The sequence below is a fragment of the Pseudoalteromonas carrageenovora IAM 12662 genome, from assembly GCF_900239935.1.
In the GTDB taxonomy this organism is placed as follows: domain Bacteria; phylum Pseudomonadota; class Gammaproteobacteria; order Enterobacterales; family Alteromonadaceae; genus Pseudoalteromonas; species Pseudoalteromonas carrageenovora.
In genome coordinates this window covers 104,667-122,810 of sequence record NZ_LT965930.1, presented here as the reverse complement: position 1 = coordinate 122,810, position 18,144 = coordinate 104,667, and the positions used below count along the sequence as shown (strand labels likewise).

Sequence of the window (18,144 nt, the reverse complement as noted above, 5' to 3'; positions counted from 1 at the left end):
ATTTCGTGTTAATCCGTACATTTGAGCAAGCTGATTATCCTTTCGTGCAAACCATATACCAGCAAGGTATCGATACAGGGAATGCTACGTTTCAATTAACAGCGAAAAGTTGGGTTGAGTGGAATACTTCAATGCATAGCCATTCCCGCCTGGTCGCCGTCGAAAATGACAATATCATTGGTTGGGCTGCACTTTCGCCAATATCAAACAGAGAAGTATATTCCGGAGTCGCAGAAGTCAGTGTATATGTTGCAGCTAGTGCTCAAGGTAAGGGTGTAGGTCAAGAATTACTCTCAAGTCTAATTTTAGAGTCTGAAAGTAATAATATTTGGATGTTACAAGCTGCTATTTTCCCTGAAAATAAAGGGAGCCTAAAACTCCACAAAAATAATGGTTTTCGTCAACTTGGTATTCGTGAAAATCTTGGTCAAATGAATAATATTTGGCGTGACGTAATTCTTATTGAAAGGCGTAGCAAAGTTGTAGGCGTAATCGGCAACTAACAAGCTGTTAAACAAGGACAAAATACAGTTGGCTGTGTTTCGTACCTCAACAATTTTAGCCAACAATATTTTGCCTTTAACAGGGCGTTAGGCATTTAAACACTCAGCAATCACAGGATAATTATCAATGGGGAATAATGGTTCATCATTTAAGTTGTATGTTAAGCATTTGGGTGCTGCGTACTTGATTTATATAATTTTAGGGATGTTTAATTCACTACTATTTAAGCAAGGTATATACAACTTTGGGGCCTTTGATGAGGTTGAGATAAAGTTCAGACTTGCTCAAACTATAGATATTATTATGTTTATAGCTGTTATTTGGGCTTCATGGGCACAGTACTTAGTTACTAAAACGATAAACAAAAATTTTGCTCTCGTGGCACTACTTTTCAGGTTTGGAGAAGGGCTTCTCGGCTTTGTCGCAACAATCATTACATTAGCAGTGATAGCAGTTTTAAAGAATCCAGAATTTTCAACTGTATTTCAAGATGAGCAGTTGCATACATTAGCTAGTATATTTGTGAAAATCAGTGGCTCGATGTGGGATGTTCTCCTAATTATTATGGGTATTGGTGCCACGATTTTCATGTATTTGTTCTACGTCTCCAATTACGTACCTAAGTGGTTGGTTCTTTGGGGGGCATTTACTTATATTTCGATGGTGGTGTATGGTTTTTCAAATATTGTTCTACTTAATCCACCTCAAATATTGAGTTACTTCATGATGCCGGGAGCTGTTTTTGAAATAACGTTTGGCCTTTGGTTATTAATCAAAGGAATAGACATCCAACCTGATAAAAATCATGCCTAACCCTAACAAGCACTTCAACAAGGACAAATGGTGGTTAGCTCCTACGCTGCGCTTTGGATTATAGTCAACCACCATTAGCCTGTTAAGCGGGCGTTAGGCATATAGGGACTCCCAATGGGACTGAGATTATCTTGGATTTTAATGGCCATATTGGCATTAGGCGTGGCTGGTTATGCATTAATCAACCTTGCTGTACCGACCTTTCGAAATCCGTTCGTATTAAATATATTTACGCATTCTCCTTCAGCTATTTCGATGCACCTTTTAGGTGGTTGTATCGCTATGATTATTGGGGCTATTCAATTAAATTCGCAATTTCGAACTCGCTATATTTCCATACACCGTTGGCTTGGCCGAATATATGTTTTGGCTGTTATTGTGGGAGGGGTTGCTGGTTTCATTCTCGCGTTAAATTCATTTGGAGGTTTAGTCACTCATTTTGGCTTTGGGTTAATGGCTATTTGCTGGGTAGGCACAACGTTGGTAGCTTACTGGCAAGTTCGCAATGGCAATATTCAAGCGCACCGAGATTGGATGTTAAGAAGCTATGCACTAACACTAGCGGGAGTAACATTACGAATTTATTTGGGTTTGAGTGCACTTTTCAGAATTAATTTTAGTGATTTTTACCCTGTTCTGTCATGGATTTGTTGGGTTCCTAACTTATTAATAGTTGAGTGGTTTGTGTTAACACGCTTGTGCAAAACGTCAAATGCCTAACAAACACATTATGTTCATTCGCTGCGTCCCATATGTGAAGCGTTACCACCGTCCGCTTATGGCACAGAGCCGTCCTTCGGCTCTGACTCGTTTTATGCCCCAAAGCAAGTTCTACCGTTTAAACCTCACGTCTCTGAAACATCATTTGGGCTATCTTTCCTAATGCCTGTCGGACGTCTATGGGGACTAGGGAACGTTCTCTCTTTTTTAACGAACACTTAAGCTAGTAACCAAAGTCTTTCACATCAACTTCTAGCTCTTTGACTTGAGAGCCTATTTTTTTATAGAAGTGGTAACGAATTTCTCCATCAGCCATATTGGTCAAATCAAAACTAAAATATTGAGCTAAAACCTCTTTCATCTCAGGTATGTCATACTGGTCGAAGTTTGGTACATAACTGGTGTTATATTTGTTGTGGCTAATTTCTTTGAAAGTGCGAACAAATTTTTTAAGTTTGATTGCTACCCCAAAACGCTTGCATAGGCGGAAGACATAATGGTCTAATCTGTGGAGTAGCTTTTCATCATTAATCTCAGCGAAGAAAAATTGCCAACCCTTACATTTCTTCTCAAACACACAGCCAGTGATTCGTAGGTTCAATCGCCATTCCAAAATTTTTAAGCTCTTATTTTTAGAGTGCTTATAGCTTGTGAAAATCCCAGCAAGAGAAGCCTTTAGCTTTTCAATTGAACCTCCTCTTGCAGAGATATGCTCATTGGTGAATTGATACCCAAGATAATCAAAACCGTTAGCAAGTGAGTCAATTTTTGACTTCTCTGGTACTTTCAAAGGGCAGTGTATTTTTAAACCAATATTACGAAACTTCTTGATGATGATTTGTGCTAGATCGTGTGCTTGATCAGCAGAACAAAGAACTAATACATCATCAACGTAGCGGTAGCATTTAACGTTAGGCAATTCAGATAAAAATTTGTCAATATTTTGTAGGTAGATTGCTGCAAGGATGTTGGAAACAGCCAACCCCTGAGGTACGCCGACTTCACTTGGCTTATCATCCTTTCTCGAAACTAAAACTGAAGGAGCAGTAACAGCCGAAAAGATCATGTCTAGTATGTGAACTTGCCTAATGCGCTTTCTTAATTGAGAGCGTAGGTTTTTATGTCTTATAGATGGGTAAAAATTCGAAACATCTAACTTAATATAGCTATCAAAATTACCAGATAAAGCGTGAGCCTTGACATCTTTAATGACATTTTGAGGAAGCGTGAACTTCACTGATTCTGCAAACCGGTGTTGTAGAAAGTTACACATAGCACGTAGTGCAATTCTATCTCTCACTGTAGGGATCGAGATTTCACGAGGGGCTTTATTTCTCCCTTTAGTCAGCAACTTTAGCTTGTACTTGGAAAAGGTATACGAACCTTCAATCATTTTACGAGAAATGATTTCGACTTGCGGGTCTAACTGTTTTCTAAAAGCATACTGATTCATATTATCTATGCCAGTAGCGCCGGAATATACAACATGATTGGAAAAGATTTCTTTCAGATTATCCTGGCTAAACTCTATATTAAATTGGTCTTGTACACTCATTTTATCAACCAGTAAAAGTTAGATCGGATAAGAATATAGACGAATTTAATGCAAGCAATATCAGTACTGGCAAGACATAGAAAAACATAAGAATTAACAACCTAGTAATAAAATAAGATGCTGCTAAATACCAATGATGTGAAGTTGGTATTCTAGTAAGAGCTTGTTTTGATAGTTGTTTGTTTTCCGAGGTGTCTGAATGGAAATCTTTGCTTATTTGTCTTGTGCTACTGGTGCTTGCCCAATACTCTTGGCATATTGCGATGGCAAAATCTTTGTCTGTGTGGTTTTCACAAGCATTTAATTTAGATTCGTAAGTTGCTGATAAATTGGTCAAATCAGCATTTGGCATGGAGGCTTGATACAAAATGCTATTCAAACTTTCATAACATTCTTTGATTAAATTTGCTCTTTCCTTAAATGAAAGCCCGTTGATGAAACCTGAAATGCAAAGTACGAGGACAGAATATACAACCCAAGAGATCGACTCGATTCCATTTTGTGGGTTCTTTAGATAATAAACGGATACGGCAACAGAAAAGAATGAATACCAGAGTAGTATTACTTGTGAGTGAAAAGCGTTAGACAAAAGTCGTTTTTCAGTTTGAATTCGTGATTTTCTTGTCCACCAAATATTGTCTGCTAAAGCCACCATCTTCTCCTTATGTTGGGGGTGTGCTTCATAGAGGTAATTTGGTTACAATAAGTTAACACTCCTACTGGAGTAAGCATATGCAAGATACACTAAGGGCGAACCCTTCGAAATTAGTTTCACTCTTACTGCTAAGAGTGGACAGATTACAAATCTGTCACCACTATGAAACACAGTGTGTATAGTACATTTTCGGAGTTCGAGGCTCAATAAATTTTTTTCCACCGTTTAGCTAGTTTTTATAGTTTAAGTTATTAAAGAGTCACTAATTTATCAAAATCACTGACTCATTTCTGTCCAAATCCTAATCAGTAATACATCCACTATCCTCATAGTGACTTTTAAATAGGAGGTCACTATGAAACCAGAACTAAACCACAATGCTACTGGTGTGAAACGTCCTTTCAAGCTTGAAGAGATTTGGCGTATTCGCACTCGAATTGAGATTCAAAACAACTTGATGCAATTAGCTTTACTTAATTTGGCTATAGATAGCAAGCTAAGATCATGTGACTTACTCTCTTTAAAAGTTCGAGACGTCACTACTCTCGATCAAGTATTTGAAAGGGTTCAATTAACGCAGAAGAAAACTGGGATCGAAGTTCAATTTGAGATAACTCCGAGAACACAACACAGTATTATCCATTGGATTCAAGAAGTTAAATTGCAACCCAGTGATTATTTGTTTCGGAGTATACGTCGCTCTAATCAACCAATAAGCTATTCATATTACAGGTCTATCATCAGGAGCTGGGCTGAGCAATTAGGACTTGATTCTGACCTTTATGGAACTCACTCAATGCGAAGAACCAAAGCGACTTTGGTTTATGCTCGAACCAAAAATATACGTGCCGTTCAGTTACTACTTGGTCATACAAAAATTGATAACACCATCAGATATTTGGGAATAGAGATTGAAGACGCCATTAAAATATCGAGAGAAACCGATTGTTGATTTTGCGCAGGCTGTGTTCTTATGCTGCCTTTGCCCCAAGATTAGTCAGCGACTGCATGAGCCATTACTCCCCATGCCATCATTTGGAATATTTTTTCTAACTCAAAACAAGGAGCTAATCTGCCTATAAGAAACATAGATATTTGAAACCTTAGCGCTCTCATAGCTATAGACTTTATGTAATCTGTTTGATTTCAATGTAACCCTTCCAATTTTGTTGTGCTAGCATCGGAAGCATAATTCTAATTTGCTTAGAGGAGAAATGCATTGGCCAGACGAGGAAGTGGTTTAAGGACGGCTATAAAGGTTGTTAAAGCTATAGATAGGGCCAACAAACAAGCCGCCCGCGAAACTCAGCGTAGAGAGAAAGCTCGGCAACGTGCTGAAGCTCAAGCACTTAGAGAGCATGAAAAAGGTGTGCGTGAAGCTCAGCGAGAACTAAAGCGGCAAGTAAGACAGCAACAATCCGCAGCAAAGCAAGCATTTAAAAATGCGCTATCAAATGCAAATGAAGAGTACCAAGACCGCTGCGAAGAACGAGCCGCACTTAGAAAGCAATTCATACAAGAGGTTTTAAGGTAAACAATGGATAATAATTTACTGATATTAGCAGGCATATCTTTGTTAGCAGTTTTGCTGACCTATATAGTGACGAAACGCTCTGCGGATAAAAAAGTTGGACAGTACAAGTCAATAGATGAAGCGTTAAAGAAAGCCAAAGAAGAGCACGAGACATTAAAGAAAGCAAATGAATCTCTTCAGCAAACTAATGAGATAGCAAAGCAGGCGCTTTCCAAAATTAACGCTGAAACTGCCGACCTACAAGCTTTGAAAGGACAAGATGACTCTCTTAAAGTTAGTATTCTAGAGCAGCAACAGTCTCTTGACGCGGCCCAAAACACTCTAAATGAACTTAATGCCAATATTGAAAAGAGCGAACAGGATCTGAACGAGCTTATGGGTGGGATAGACTTGTATTCACGACTCGATGAATATACTGCTCATGGTCATTTTGAAATGCCACAATATCTCTACGAAACATCAACTCGCTATTCTGAAGAGATCAAAGACATACGGCAGCAGCAAAAAGACATGATTAAAGCGAAAACCGCAGTCACCTTCCCTGAAACGACCGTTATTTCTAATGATAAGTCTTTGAATAAAAAAATCCTCAATGGTCAAGTTAAGCTAATGCTAACTGCGTTCAATATTGAATGTGACATGCTTATTGGCAAGGTTTCACCAAGCTCATTTGGTCGTACGCTGGAACGAATCGAGAAACTAGCAAACAATCTAGAAAAGTCAGCTGCGACAATGGAGTGTGGCTTTGATATTGACTACATCGAACTAAAATTCGAAGAATGTAAGCTTCAGTATCAATATACCCTGAAGAAGCAGGAAGAAATTGCCGAGCAGAAGCTCATCAAAGAGCAAATTCGTGAAGAGCAGAGAGCAATAAAGGAGTTTGAAAAAGCTATTGCTGAAGCTGAGAAAGAAGAAAAAATGTATCGAAACCTTCTTGATAAAGCTCAGCAAGAGCTTGCTCAAGCTAATGAACAAGAACGTAGTGAAATGGAACAAAGAATAGCCATTCTAGAGCTGCAATTGGCCGAAGCTGAAGCCAAAGAAGAACGTGCCAAGAGTATGGCGGAACAAACTCGTAAGGGCCATGTGTACGTGATAAGTAACATTGGTTCCTTTGGAGAAGATGTTTACAAGATAGGTTTAACGCGTAGGCTAGAGCCTATGGACAGAGTTAAAGAGCTTGGTGATGCCAGTGTACCATTCCCATTTGACGTACATGCCATGATTTATACTGATGATGCACCTGCACTCGAAACAGCTTTGCACCGTGAATTCCATTCTCAACGTGTTAATGCAGTTAACATTCGTAAGGAGTTCTTCAGTGTCGATCTAGAGGAAATTAAAGATGCCGTTGAAAAGATCGCTGGAGTAGATGCTCAGTTCAAAATGACCGCTCTGGCGGAAGACTATTACGAAAGCCTCCGTCTTAGTGATGCCGCATGATTTAACAGTTTTGTCCGTCTTCGAGTCAGCCAGATCAACGCTGGCTCACCTTTGCCCCTTTCTGTGTTTAGACTGATTAATGTCTCATTTCAACAAGCCGCAATTTGACCAAGTTTTTCTCATGTATGTAAGGTGCTCACAGAATCGAGGGAACATCAGTATAACTTTGATTATTTACGACTATTAATCAATGTATAATGTTTTTATTAATTTCAGTAAAACCTTAGGAAGTGGCATGTTCGAGGTCAAATCAAGCGCAATAACTTATACAGGATATGAATATCAAACACTACATGGTGTTAAATTGTTAGCTAGTTGGTTAAATTCTCCAACTAGATACAAGCGCATTGGTTTCGAGGTCGATGACTCTGAAGACTGTATTCCCCAAGGTATTGATGACATCGTTTGTGAGCGACAAAATTTAAAGCGTGATTATATACAAGTGAAATTCACCCCAAATACTGATAATAATCTGCTTTCTTGGGAGTGGTTACTGAAAAAAAGTGGAAAAACGGAAAGGTCACGTACTTTACTTCAAAAATTTTCAGATGCAATTGATGATATTTCAATTGAAAACACAGAAAACGTTATTTTACTCACGAACAAAATACCAGAAAGAGACGTTGAATGTGCGTTAAATGATAATAAAATTATTTACGATCTAATACCAATAGAAACACAAGATGAAATAGTAGTGCAACTTGGTAGTGAAGAAAAAGCTAGACTCTTATTTTCTGTTCTAGACGTTCATCACAGTGACCTAAGTTATAAAACATTAAGTATCGATATAGAAGAATCATTAAGAAAGTTAACCGATGAGGCTGGCGTACACCGCCTAATTAATAAATCTAGGGACTGGTCTAAATTTAAAAATCAGCCGACTGAAGGTGGTTGGATTACGCTCGAAGATATAAGGGGCGTGATATCTACGAAACGTCCAGAACCAATACCTCAAAGTTTTATTATTCCAGAGCACTATGTGTTACCGGATGAAGATTTTCACCAATATTTTCTACAAAAAATCATCCAACTTGAATCGAATATACATGTACTTACAGGCTCCCCTGGTAAGGGGAAAAGCACTTATTTAAGTTATTTCTGTGAGGAATTAAAAGAGCATAAAATCCCATATGTGAGACACCACTATTTTCTTTCGTTAGACGATCGAACCAATGACCGTTTAAGTCCAAGGATAGTTTCTGAAGATTTGATGACTCAAATTACGAGTAAATATGATGTTGTAGATTTAAATAAATATGAATCGGAAAATTTAAATTTAGCGTTAAAAGAATGTGGCGATTTTAACAAAAAAAACAAAACTCCTTTTGTGGTTATTATCGATGGTTTAGATCATGTGTGGCGGGATAATAATAAAAACAAAAAACCACTTGATGAGTTATTCAATCAGTTAATTCCCACCCATGATAATGTTGTTTTAGTTATAGGCACGCAACCTGTAAATGAAGCCATGCTGCCAGATTCATTGATTAGAGAATGCCCAAAAAGTGAATGGGATGAGTTACCTGCAATGACAGGTAATGCAATAAAATGCTATTTGGAGTATCAATTAAAATCAAATCGTCTTAAGCAAACGTTCCATGAGGAAATCAAAGGTGAAGTTTTAAACGAGTCTGCCGAAGCTCTCACATCAATTACAAATGGTTACCCACTGCATGTTATATATTCCTGTGAATATTTAATCTCGTCAGGAAATGGGCTTTCTAAATATGCAATAGAACAGCTTCCTCCATGTGAAGACGGTAAAATTGAAACTTATTACAAATCGATTTGGCGTACATTGAATGGTCCTCAAAAAGATATTTTACACTTATGCTGTGACTTTAATTTTCTTTGGCCACAGAATTCATTTTCTGACCTGTTGGAAGAGAACCCTCTTAACACTCCTAGTGTTGATAGCGTTGTACATTTACTTCATGATTCATTATCTGGCTTGAGACCTTTTCATGAAAGTTTAATTGTATTTGTTAAAACCGTTGCTGAACATGAAGCTAGAGTTGATAAGCTCTTACCCAAAGTATGTCATTGGCTTGAAAATAGTGCTCCAGAACATATTAATGCATGCTGGCTTTGGCTATGTAAAGGACGTTTAGGTGACGAAATACCTCTTAGAGAAGGCATAACTAGAACGTGGGTACTTGAACGATTATCTGAAGGTTATGATGACAGTAGTATTTTAAGATTACTTGAATGCGCGGAGCATTATGCGTTTATGGAGTTTAAGTTCGATGAAGCTTATAGCCATCGTTCTTTAAAAGCGCGGTTGATTAATGGTCCAAATTTTCAGCTCGAGGACTTATCAAAATTGAAGATAAGCAGTTTAGTTTCTGCTCCTTCGTGTTTGATAAATGAACTAATAGCAATGAAAGCTGAGTATTCACCTAAGATGCTGTCTATCTTAGCAATTACTCTTTGGTATAGAGAGGATGAATATAATGCTAAAAAAATTACTGAACTAGCCCTTAGTCGTCACCGCAGTGAATTAGATATATATAGCTCGAGAATGCAAAGTAATAGCCGTTCTGACGATTTACTTCTTATTCGAGCATCTGTGATAACAGAGTGTTTTGATGGAGCATGGTTAAGCAATAATGAACACATACTTAAATGGCCTACCGAATATATAAATGAGTTTATTACTGCTTTAAAAATTAAGGGTGACTTAAGATTATTAATCAAGTTGCATAGTAAGGTTACCAATGAAAACACTAAATATTTAATCGAAACTGCGACGATCATGTTAAGTATTGTGGAAGAGGTAGATTTAACAGCTTGGAAAGAATTTAATAATTTTAAACATAGTCATCTATCAATCTTATATAAGGAAGTAGGTAAAGTTAAACAACTACCAATCTCTACAATCTACAGTGTCGGGGGGGGTAATATAACGCCTAAAGTTTCTTACGATGAGTGGTTTTATGAAAGTTTACTTGTTCGCTTAAATGCCAGTGGTGACTTCTGCTGGCTTTCTGTAAACGTAGAACGTGAACGAATCGATCTGTCTAAATATTACAAACAGCTTTGTATTTTTGCTGATATGTTCTCTGAGATTTTTATAGAACACGGAGAAGTAACTTTTGATGACTTATGTTTCATGAGCACTGCTATAGAAGAAAGCACCTCAACAAATTGGAACATAAGGCGAGAAGATATTAAATTTAAGCGAGATTGGATACGTATCGCAGCAAATTGTGCAGTAGTGTTCAGTCGAAGTAAGATTGATTATACCATATTAAAAAATGCATTCGAAATTGATGTATTAGACATTGAATGGTTTAGGCTTTGGTACTATGAGAGTGGAGACAACTTACTTACTGATGAAGCTGTAAATCTATTAATTGAAAAAGATATTACTCACCAAGCTCATACATTAGAGGATACGAATGCAAGAACAAATAGAAATGTGGAACTAGCTTCAATTGCTTTACGTCATGCTAATTATGATTCGATGAAATGGCACACTAAGCTGTCATGGGATTACGTATTAGGCTATGTACACCATAAAGACATGACGATTAATGATACTATAGAAGCTATAGAATACATTGCGGATAGAGATCTTGACAAGGCTGTCAATTTATTAGAGCGGGTAGCTCCTTTAGCCTTTAATGTGTGCGAGTTTACTGATGGTGACCATACTCGGTTTGCTTTATCTGATATTGCTAGGATTAGCGCTAAATACAATATTTCTGCAATAGCTTCAAAATACAATCAAGAAGTCAATGACGGAGAGTGGTATCACGCAGATACTTCTCTTGAATACTTTTTGAAGTACACAGATCTTTCATCAATTTTCGCGAAAGCACTTTCTTTCACTGGGTTAACGAATGACCAGTTGAAAATCATATCGAGTCGAGCAGGTGATGGGGATTTATCTGCTCAAAATATAATTGACGAGTTAAACCGCTCTGGTATTGAAATTTCCATAGACGAAAATAAAGAAGAAGATGTAGCGAAGGATGAAAGTAAGTTAAATCCTGCTGATTATCTTCCTAGCCAATTTGATATTCTGTTAACTTGCCGACCTTCGAAAGAATTTTATTTAATGTGGTATAACTTCTGGCTTACTAGAGGAGAAGAGTCAGAGTTAGTAAATCATCTATATTCTATTTTATTGGAAAAAGAGCTAGATCTAGGGAATTCTAAATATCTTCTAGACCCTTTATTTGTTAGTTGTAGACAAATATATGGACCTCGGAAAGCGTTTAACGTACTTGTGAAAGCTCAAGTCGAAATGCGAGGTTGGTCTTCTTGGTATGAGACTTCAGAAGCTTCATTTGATAGACTTAAAAAGGTGGCTAAACATTATCCAAGCAGAGTTAATGAATTCTTGTCTAAAACTACCACTCAGATTGATCCTTGGAGCAAAGAGGTAGGTAATTTAATCATCCCTAATAAAACATTAGCATTCCTCTTAGCCGAAGCTAATAGAGTAGATGAAGCTAATTCATTAGCTTTATCAATGATTTGTGAAATTGAAAAAGAAACTGCTAATTTACCTTTAGTACAACCTAATTGGTCATGGGTGGTTGGGGAATCCGAAGATTTAAAAAATGCAAATATATTGATTAGTCGACTTGCCTGGCCTGTACCTAAAATTAAACTCCAAGTTGCTAGCCAAATAGCTGGTTTACTCTGTGACAAAACTCATACAGTTAACATCGAGAGGCTATTGCTTGCTGAATTAGCAAGAAAATTATTAGAATCAGAAGTTGTTGAAATACTAGTGGTATTCTGGTTGGCAAAGCAGAAAGGCTATGAAGCAAAAGAAAATATAGCTTTTTATATAAAAGCTCGCTCTAGACTCTCAGATATGATTTTAGATGTAATACTGTCGAAAATTGATGGCTATGGTGAATATGCAAAAGAACTCGTACCTGATTTTAATGATTATGCAAATGATTTTGGCTTTCAGAAAGCGCAAGGAACCGAAGTACCACTAGCTTTCCATTCTGAATTAGAAAATCTAGAAGAAAAAACTGGAATTCCTTTCTTGATTTTATATCACTCAGAATGGATAAGCAGTTGTGAGCGAATAAAACCTCGTTGGGATAATATTGATTATTTCCTGAGTAGTGATCGTAAAAGTACTGGTAATTTTTTTACTCGTAATAGTCATCGAGGTCGGTCAGCATTTCTCAATGTTCTAAATATAGCGGAAAACGTATTTGGCATGCCTCGTGATTATTCAGAATCTGTTTCTACTCTTGCTTTTCCTGTAGAGCCTGTATATGTAACATCTATTCAGAATAAGCCAGTTTGGCTACCTGAATGGGAGTTTGGTCAAGATGTATCTGAAAGTAATATACGTAAATATTTAGGTAATTGTATAACTAATTATAGTGAGGTTTTGGATCTTGGAGCGTTGTCGTTTCCTCTCAAGATTGATTCAAACAAGTGGATCGATATAACGATTCTTTTAGCGAAAAAAACAAATCAATATGATGTGGATTTTAATATATCACGTGGTGATATTGGATTTAGTTTTGGAGATAAACTAAGGACTGATTTACAATTTAAGATCAAACTTAGCTCTTACAGTAAGTATGATAACTGCCACCCATTATTTGGTACTATTCATCCTCTTACAAGGATAGGGTATTGGCAAATTGATCTTGAATCGAGAGGGCTGTATATACCGCTTACTGATGAAAAAATCAGCGCTAAGCATAATGCTTTTCAAACATCACTTTTTTTGGGTGAGAAACAGATTGCAGAATCTATATTTTGGCCTTCAGTACATTCTTTATCTCACCCCAAAAAAATCAAATCACTTTATGGCACGTGTACCATATTCGATCACAATAATAATGCATGGTTAGAAAGAGAGTTACAAGATAAGCCAGATATTTATCTCTGTTCTGTATCAGTTTTAACTCGAGAAAATCACTATGATGATTTCAATATTGATGAATATAATTTTAGTCTTGACCAGTACTAGCTAATGTTAATCAGGGCGAGGTAATCAGCTAAGTTCCCTCGTTTCCCCTACAAAATCTAATGAGTATTACCATTGATTAATATAATAACCTTAAGCTCTTTTTGTCCAATAACGAGCGAAAAACTGTCAGCCTCAGCAACGAGTACTGGTTATTTGCAATATCAGAGGTTATTTGAAGCCAAAAAATAGAGCTGATGATCTAACTCAGAAATGTCCAAAAACGAGTTTACCCGACCGTCCGCTACTCGCTCTAACCTCAACTATGTGAAATGGGTAGCCTAAAGATATTTATTGTTATAAATACTACGGCTTGTTTTTTACTATAAAAAAGTAGTTGGGCTTACGACTATAGATGACATAAGCCAAAAATATAGTCGAAAAGCATTGTTATGGCTGTTTAGTTAACTAGCGATGGATATATTTAAAGCACGGATCTCATTCCCATTTTTCGAATTTTTCTCGTCAAATTGGAACTTGATTATTGAGCCTGGATTTACATTCTTCCAATCTTCAGGGTTAATGAATTCACTTTTATGAACAAAAAACTTACTTTTATTATAATTAGCAAAACCATACCCTTGACCTTTAAAACATTTGGTAAGCTTGCCTTCGACACCTTCTAATTTCATCTTAAGAGTGAAATAAAAGCGATCATTAGTCTCTTGGGTAATATGGAAAATATCATCACAGCTTTTTATAAGTTTCTTGAGACTAGCAACTTGATAATTACGATAGTCGAAAGAGGGGTCAATTCGTTTGATTGCAGTTCCAAAATTCCCTAGGTAAGCTTCTCCATCAATTTCGGCACGGTTATATGCTTTAATTAATAAAGCCTCTAAATCAAGATCTTTGTCAGTTTCAATTATATCGTCAAAATCTATGTTATTTATATCGACAAAGTTTTCACAAGCCCTAATTAATCTCTTGGGTGATTTTTTCTCACCTATAACCATACTGTAAATACCGTATTCTCTTATACGTTGAGCTAAACTAGCGAAACCGCCATCACTGGTAACCAAACACACAGAGTTTATACGCTTGTTATTATTAATTAACTCTATTGCGTCCATAATCAAGGCATGGTCAGCATCATCTTTTTTAGTATAGTGAAACTGTTGTTTGGGCCGAGAGGCGGTTATCTCCAGAACATTCTCCCATGATTTACTGCAACCGTTCGTCCAGTCAGCGTATACCCACTTCAGCGCTACTGAACCGTGCTTTTCAACTTCGGCTAGCACCCGTGGAAAGGCTTCTGATTTAAAATTCTCACCATCAACTAAAACTGCAAATACTTTTTCCATAATATGTCCTGTTTATTCCTTTTATCAGGTTTAGTAAAACTTAATAAATCTATAATTTCAACTGTTTTCATTACAATTAATCAGTAATTTATAGCCCCTGAACTTTCGGTTTTAAAGCTGCCATCACTACACTTTAAGTCCAGTTATTTTTCATAAAAAGGTGATAAGTAATGTTACGGAGCAGAATTAGAATCCTACTTATTAAAACAAAGCTAAGTTTGACTTTTTATCAGTGTTCACTAATCGCCGTGATTAAGTTAATGCATAAAGTAAAAATAGATTTTTAATAAATAAATTACCAACAAAGGTTCTCTTTGATTGTATAGAACAATTACGCTGTTATTATATTCAATATTTGGTTTAACCTAATTAATTTAATCACATTTAATTATAGGGATATCTGTCCAACGAGTCGTATAATGTGGCGATAAGAAAGCCCGCTTCATATTCCAAGTCTGTGTTAGCTTTTCACTGCCTATTGATAAAGTTCCTACACCATAACGTTTATTTATAGTATCTAAGCATGCCATCATCTTAGGTTTATCCTCACTCACAGAGAACATATCGGCTTGTTGAAATGATTCACTTTCTAATTCTACCGCGCCTATACCGCAGCGATAAAAGCGCGTATTCGGTTTATAAATTTCATCAATGACCGCTGAAACAGCTTTAGCTATAACGCTGGTGTCTGATGTTGGTATGGGAAACTCATATAGAAGTGATTTTTTATAGTGCTCATCTTCATGTGGCGAGCTGGCCGCAAAAATAACTATACGCTTTGTTAATGACTTTTGTCTTCTGAGTTTTCGTCCAACAATGGCGGCATGTGTTACTAAGGCTGATTTTAACGTTGTTAAATCAGTGACTCTTTCACCAAAACTTCTAGTCGAGTATATTTCTTTTTTATCTTGTTTTACTTCATCCCAACTTAAGCAGGCAATACCATTTAATTCGCTGACCGTTCTCTCTACGACAACACTGAACATACGCCTCATTGCTTTAGGGTTTTGGCAAGCCAAGTCCCAGGCAGTATTAATTTGCATTAACTTAAGCTTTTTTCCTAAACGAGAGCCGATACCCCAGACATCAGTCACATCCATGCGCATAAGTATTTCTTTACGAGATTTTTCATCGTTAATAACGGCCACACCGTTGTACCCAGATAGTTTTTTTGCTGCATGGTTGGCCGCTTTTGCTAGGGTAGGTGTTGTGCCAAAGCCAGCCCCAACAGGTAAACCTGTTTCTCGCCACACAGCTCGGCGTATTGTATGTCCATAGTCAGCCCAGTCATTGATGATTTTAGAGAACCCCGTAAATCGTAAAAACGATTCATCAATACTATAAACATAATGGTCATCACAAAATCTGTTTATAACAGTCATCATTTTTTCACTTAAATCAGCGTAAAGCTCATAATTAGAAGAGCGAACCACGACATGGTGCTGTTCTAAATAGTTTTTAATCTTGAAGAAAGGCTGAAATTTAGGGATATTAAGCTTTCTTGCAATAGGGCAAATGGCGCAAATACATCCATCGTTATTTGTAAGTACTACAACCGGTTTTGAGCGAATCGAAGGGTCAAATACCTTCTCCGCGCTCGCGTAAAAAGCGACAGCATCTACGAGGGCAAACATCGACTGAGCTCTATTTTGTTTTTGTGTAAGCGGATACTGGTCGTGACTACACCTTCGAGCTTAAAGTCGTCTTCAGGTGAAACATAAACGGATTTGTAGCTTTTGGATGCTGAGATTAGCAGTCGGTTTGTTTTATCTATTATTTTACAAACAAACGACCCATTATAACTCGCAACGACTACATCGCCTGAACTTACATCTTCAGCTCTATCAACAACGAGCAAGTCTCCATCGAATATCCCTACATCTTGCATCGATTGACCTGAGGCCAGCCCTATGAATGTGGCGTTAGGATGCTTGATAATTAGCTCATCGATAGAAATGCCTAGCTCTGTGTATTCTGCTGCTGGGGATTCAAACCCCGAAATCCCTGCCTCAATAAAAATTGGAATAACGAACATACATACCTCAAACACTGTTTATATATACAGTGTAATTTAAGGTTGTGATTAAGCCAAGATTCTTTTTGTGAAGATGATAGCTTTATCAGAGCTGATGTAAGCAGATTACATGCTTTAATATTAAAAACCCTTTTAATAACAATTAGTAAAACTTGCTTCCGTTTGTTAAAATTTAGCGAAGGAATTATGAGCTTACTCAAAGCTTATTTTAATTATGGAATAATTTACTAATGACTTTAGTTAAAAACACTATTGTATCTTTTCTGATACTTAGCTTTATTACTGGCTGTTCAGCCTCTAGACACGCCATCATTGCCGGTGACTCTGAATTAACAGATGCTCAAGTGTGTCGAAACTACCTTAATGATAAAGATATCCTCACTAAAGGTTATGTCGCTGAGGATACTGATGAAGCGAACTATATTTACGCGCTCAACAAAGAAGTTAAATATAGAGCACTCACCGAATACAAATGTGAGATTTTAGCCGCGCAAGACAGAAAAAAAATCGCTCAAGGCGTTGTTGCAGCAGTTGTTGCGGTAGGTGTCGTCGTTTTAGCTGTTGCTGCGGCAGAAGCTGGCGGGTCAAATAACTATTCTTCTGGTTATGCGTGGGACCAGTTTTATGATGGTAACTACAACTTAGTTTGGCGTTGTCGAGATAAGTCTACCGGCCAATTTGCATATAACACCGCTTGCTCTGGGCAGTACAAAACTGACAATACTTGGACTGGTAAGTAACTTTTCCATTTAATTTAAAGAGTATAATATCTGAGCTCTACAACTAAAATTGTTAGTCACCACAAATGAGAGCTAGCTTATTAACTCATTTATTATATGTGACATATTTAAACCAAAATAGGTATCAAGAATCATAATGAAGGCATCCACAATTACACTGTTATCAATACTTATTTTCTCTGCTGCCTCTTCAGCAAATCAAGAAATCGACTCTTTCAGCAAAGCTAAACGACTTCTAGAAAAGCAGGTTTATAACAATCACCGCATTACCCTTTATTGTGGTGCGACATTTGATGCTAGTAAAAAAGTAACCGCACCTGAGGGTTTTTCTACAATAAAGTACGTCAAACGAGCTAAAAAAATTGAATGGGAGCACGTTGTTCCAGCAGAAAACTTTGGTCGGACTTTTAGTGAATGGCGAGATGGGCACAAGCAGTGTGTAAATAGTAAGGGGAAGTCATTTAAAGGGCGTCGATGTGCTGAAAAAGTAAATACAGAATATCGTTTTATGCAAGCTGATATGTTTAATCTTTATCCGGCCATAGGCGCTGTGAATGCTCTCAGAAGCAATCATAACTTTACTATGCTTCCAGCAGCTCAAAGCGACTTCGGACTTTGTGCGATGAAAATCGACGAGAGAAAAGCTGAGCCACCTGAAATAGCTAGAGGGAAAATTGCACGTACTTATTTGTATATCGAAAACGCCTATAAACGATACAGCATGAGTAAAGCACAACGCCAGCTAATGAATGCTTGGGATAAAATGCATCCTGTTGATGCTTGGGAGTGCACCAGAGCTTAGAAGATTTCAAAGCTACAAAAGAATCAAAATGATGTAGTTAAAAGCCGCTGTGAGAGTATGGGTCTCTAACTATATTGTTT

The 18,144-nt window shown here is 37.2% G+C and carries 13 protein-coding genes and 1 pseudogene; 9 read left to right on the top strand and 5 right to left on the bottom strand.

All coding sequences use genetic code 11. The features are described 5' to 3' along the window. Nucleotides 1-5: 5 nt before the first annotated feature. The 3 genes from ALFOR1_RS20340 to ALFOR1_RS20330 all read left to right on the top strand — a co-directional run bounded on the left by ALFOR1_RS20340 (nucleotide 6) and on the right by ALFOR1_RS20330 (nucleotide 2,037). Nucleotides 6-503 carry a GNAT family N-acetyltransferase gene (locus ALFOR1_RS20340; RefSeq protein ID WP_104644269.1) on the top strand — a complete coding sequence of 166 codons (498 nt, stop codon included), beginning with the start codon at nucleotides 6-8 and terminating at the stop codon, nucleotides 501-503. 127 nt (nucleotides 504-630) lie between these two features. Then, nucleotides 631-1,317 (top strand): DUF4386 domain-containing protein, encoded by a 687-nt coding sequence (locus tag ALFOR1_RS20335; RefSeq protein ID WP_104644268.1) that lies wholly within the window; start codon nucleotides 631-633, stop codon nucleotides 1,315-1,317. 114 nt (nucleotides 1,318-1,431) lie between these two features. Continuing rightward, nucleotides 1,432-2,037 carry a DUF2306 domain-containing protein gene (locus ALFOR1_RS20330; RefSeq protein WP_104644267.1) on the top strand — a complete coding sequence of 202 codons (606 nt, stop codon included), beginning with the start codon at nucleotides 1,432-1,434 and terminating at the stop codon, nucleotides 2,035-2,037. A gap of 223 nt (nucleotides 2,038-2,260) precedes the next feature. Here ALFOR1_RS20330 and ALFOR1_RS20325 read toward each other — a convergent pair whose 3' ends face one another. Continuing rightward, a complete protein-coding gene (locus ALFOR1_RS20325) occupies nucleotides 2,261-3,592 on the bottom strand; it encodes a reverse transcriptase domain-containing protein (RefSeq protein WP_104644266.1) in 1,332 nt (443 codons plus the stop codon). 4 nt (nucleotides 3,593-3,596) lie between these two features. After that, nucleotides 3,597-4,247 (bottom strand): SLATT domain-containing protein, encoded by a 651-nt coding sequence (locus tag ALFOR1_RS20320; protein WP_104644265.1) that lies wholly within the window; start codon nucleotides 4,245-4,247, stop codon nucleotides 3,597-3,599. 355 nt (nucleotides 4,248-4,602) lie between these two features. Between ALFOR1_RS20320 and ALFOR1_RS20315 the strand changes: the two genes are divergently transcribed. The 4 genes from ALFOR1_RS20315 to ALFOR1_RS20300 all read left to right on the top strand — a co-directional run bounded on the left by ALFOR1_RS20315 (nucleotide 4,603) and on the right by ALFOR1_RS20300 (nucleotide 13,186). After that, on the top strand, nucleotides 4,603-5,199 hold the full coding sequence (locus ALFOR1_RS20315; protein WP_104644264.1) for a tyrosine-type recombinase/integrase: 597 nt from the start codon (nucleotides 4,603-4,605) through the stop codon (nucleotides 5,197-5,199). A 267-nt stretch (nucleotides 5,200-5,466) separates the two neighbouring features. Continuing rightward, nucleotides 5,467-5,781 (top strand): hypothetical protein, encoded by a 315-nt coding sequence (locus ALFOR1_RS20310; protein ID WP_033103256.1) that lies wholly within the window; start codon nucleotides 5,467-5,469, stop codon nucleotides 5,779-5,781. Nucleotides 5,782-5,784: 3 nt separating this feature from the next. Beyond that, the gene (locus ALFOR1_RS20305) at nucleotides 5,785-7,227 is read left to right on the top strand and encodes a DUF4041 domain-containing protein (RefSeq protein WP_104644263.1); all 1,443 of its coding nucleotides are present in this window, start codon (nucleotides 5,785-5,787) and stop codon (nucleotides 7,225-7,227) included. A gap of 235 nt (nucleotides 7,228-7,462) precedes the next feature. After that, nucleotides 7,463-13,186, top strand: coding sequence for an ATP-binding protein (locus tag ALFOR1_RS20300; protein ID WP_158657451.1), 5,724 nt, complete (start codon nucleotides 7,463-7,465; stop codon nucleotides 13,184-13,186). 401 nt (nucleotides 13,187-13,587) lie between these two features. On the opposite strand, the gene ALFOR1_RS20295 is transcribed toward ALFOR1_RS20300, so the two are convergent. The 3 genes from ALFOR1_RS20295 to ALFOR1_RS20285 all read right to left on the bottom strand — a co-directional run bounded on the left by ALFOR1_RS20295 (nucleotide 13,588) and on the right by ALFOR1_RS20285 (nucleotide 16,522). After that, nucleotides 13,588-14,487: an NYN domain-containing protein gene (locus ALFOR1_RS20295; protein ID WP_104644261.1), complete on the bottom strand. Its 900-nt coding sequence runs from the start codon at nucleotides 14,485-14,487 to the stop codon at nucleotides 13,588-13,590. A gap of 374 nt (nucleotides 14,488-14,861) precedes the next feature. Then, entirely contained in the window at nucleotides 14,862-16,121 is a 1,260-nt protein-coding gene (locus tag ALFOR1_RS20290; RefSeq protein WP_104644260.1) for a Y-family DNA polymerase, read from the bottom strand. After that, nucleotides 16,106-16,522, bottom strand: coding sequence for a LexA family protein (locus ALFOR1_RS20285; protein ID WP_104644259.1), 417 nt, complete (start codon nucleotides 16,520-16,522; stop codon nucleotides 16,106-16,108). The genes ALFOR1_RS20290 and ALFOR1_RS20285 overlap by 16 nt, the downstream gene beginning before the upstream one ends. Nucleotides 16,523-16,752: 230 nt before the next feature. On the opposite strand from ALFOR1_RS20285, the gene ALFOR1_RS20280 reads away from it, so the two are divergent. Then, a complete protein-coding gene (locus ALFOR1_RS20280) occupies nucleotides 16,753-17,262 on the top strand; it encodes a hypothetical protein (protein WP_104644258.1) in 510 nt (169 codons plus the stop codon). A 136-nt stretch (nucleotides 17,263-17,398) separates the two neighbouring features. Continuing rightward, nucleotides 17,399-18,133, top strand: a pseudogene (locus ALFOR1_RS20275) (endonuclease). Nucleotides 18,134-18,144: the final 11 nt, after the last annotated feature.

What these genes read in the sequence shown, in the direction of transcription:
- ALFOR1_RS20305 (WP_104644263.1), top strand. Translation starts at nt 5,785, where the DNA reads ATGGATAATAATTTACTGATATTAGCAGGCATATCTTTGTTAGCAGTT.
- ALFOR1_RS20300 (WP_158657451.1), top strand. Translation starts at nt 7,463, where the DNA reads ATGTTCGAGGTCAAATCAAGCGCAATAACTTATACAGGATATGAATAT.
- ALFOR1_RS20330 (WP_104644267.1), top strand. Translation starts at nt 1,432, where the DNA reads ATGGGACTGAGATTATCTTGGATTTTAATGGCCATATTGGCATTAGGC.
- ALFOR1_RS20285 (WP_104644259.1), bottom strand. Translation starts at nt 16,522, where the DNA reads ATGTTCGTTATTCCAATTTTTATTGAGGCAGGGATTTCGGGGTTTGAA.
- ALFOR1_RS20315 (WP_104644264.1), top strand. Translation starts at nt 4,603, where the DNA reads ATGAAACCAGAACTAAACCACAATGCTACTGGTGTGAAACGTCCTTTC.
- ALFOR1_RS20290 (WP_104644260.1), bottom strand. Translation starts at nt 16,121, where the DNA reads ATGTTTGCCCTCGTAGATGCTGTCGCTTTTTACGCGAGCGCGGAGAAG.
- ALFOR1_RS20335 (WP_104644268.1), top strand. Translation starts at nt 631, where the DNA reads ATGGGGAATAATGGTTCATCATTTAAGTTGTATGTTAAGCATTTGGGT.
- ALFOR1_RS20295 (WP_104644261.1), bottom strand. Translation starts at nt 14,487, where the DNA reads ATGGAAAAAGTATTTGCAGTTTTAGTTGATGGTGAGAATTTTAAATCA.
- ALFOR1_RS20320 (WP_104644265.1), bottom strand. Translation starts at nt 4,247, where the DNA reads ATGGTGGCTTTAGCAGACAATATTTGGTGGACAAGAAAATCACGAATT.
- ALFOR1_RS20325 (WP_104644266.1), bottom strand. Translation starts at nt 3,592, where the DNA reads ATGAGTGTACAAGACCAATTTAATATAGAGTTTAGCCAGGATAATCTG.
- ALFOR1_RS20280 (WP_104644258.1), top strand. Translation starts at nt 16,753, where the DNA reads ATGACTTTAGTTAAAAACACTATTGTATCTTTTCTGATACTTAGCTTT.